Consider the following 1,157-nt stretch of genomic DNA (forward strand, 5'->3'; position numbering starts at 1 on the left):
CGCCTGGCTTTCGACATCAACATAAAATGCCACGCATTCAGCAAGGAGTTTTCAGTTTCTAGGCTAGCAGGGCATGATAAAAACATCAAGTATAAACCGCTAGAAATTGCCATTGATTACGTTCGCCCGGGCGATAGAATCGTTTTTCCTACCCTCAGTGATGTTAGCAAGAGTTGGACAGTTATCCGCAAAGTAAAAAATACATTGACTCTATTTGCAATAGATGCTGTAAAAGACCAAGCAGGCGTCCCATTTAAGGCTCCTTACGAAAGTAAAAAGCCTGCAGAATTTTTGGACCTAGAAGAATGCTCGCTTTGGAGAGAGCCAACAATGATTAGCTCTGTTTCCAACTTGCAAAAGGGCTTAAACATCCTAGCAGAACCACCAAAAATTTCCGAAATGCTTAATGAAATTAGAACAAACCAAGATCCAACACCTCAAGAATCCCCATCTATCATAAAACTAGAACAAGAGATACCCAAAAACGTCAATCCAAAATAACAAACAAAAAAAGAGCCATCGGCTCTTTTTTATTATACGAAATAATTTACCTAACATTCCCTTTAAGAACTGGCGAAATAACAGGACTGACAGGCGTTGACAAAGGCGCAGTGTTTCTTATCGTTTGCAGCTTTGCACGTAAACTTTGCGTGCTCTCAACGACTTTCGTTTTTGCTTGTGAAAATAAATTAGAAACTCCAGATTTAGCCTTGCTCGCCAGCGAACTCGCATTTTGCGTAACACTGGTTCCCACCTTCGTTCCTTGTACCGCAGTATAAGCTTTACCTGCCAAAGTCGTATTATTAACTACCTCTGCCGCCTTAGTCGCAACGTTCTTAACAACAGAACCCGCCTTACTTCCTAAATCCTTAGCAACGGAAATATTTTTCAATGGATTAGTATAAGCGTTCGTAGCGACCTCTTTGCTTAAATCAATCGCTTTGTTTCCTGTGTTAACTATCGTATTACCCGCCTTAGTGGCAGTGTTTTTGACAGTATTAGAAATACCGCTAGCAGCCTTGCTAGCTACATTCGAAATGGAACTTCCAATCCCTACTGCAACATTTTTAATAGAACTACCGATTCCCAACAAAAAATTCCCCATTTAAATCCCCTCCTCATTATAATTATAAGCTTTGCCTTTATCGACCCTAGCG

At 40.5% G+C, this 1,157-nt stretch carries 2 protein-coding genes; one reads left to right on the forward strand and one right to left on the reverse strand.

Going from position 1 to position 1,157, the window contains the following annotated elements; all coding sequences use genetic code 11:
• Positions 1 to 501: hypothetical protein (locus ACYVTD_RS13470; protein WP_461248248.1), on the forward strand; the 501-nt coding region annotated here is incomplete at its 5' end.
• A 46-nt stretch (positions 502 to 547) separates the two neighbouring features.
• On the opposite strand, the gene ACYVTD_RS13475 is transcribed toward ACYVTD_RS13470, so the two are convergent.
• A complete protein-coding gene (locus ACYVTD_RS13475; RefSeq protein WP_461248249.1) occupies positions 548 to 1,105 on the reverse strand; it encodes a hypothetical protein in 558 nt (185 codons plus the stop codon).
• Between the last annotated feature and the right edge of the window lie 52 nt (positions 1,106 to 1,157).

The organism is Treponema sp. R6D11 (assembly GCF_054786075.1).

Bases quoted from the DNA above. Each gene is read 5' to 3' on its own strand.
- ACYVTD_RS13475 (WP_461248249.1), bottom strand. From the start codon at position 1,105: ATGGGGAATTTTTTGTTGGGAATCGGTAGTTCTATTAAAAATGTTGCA.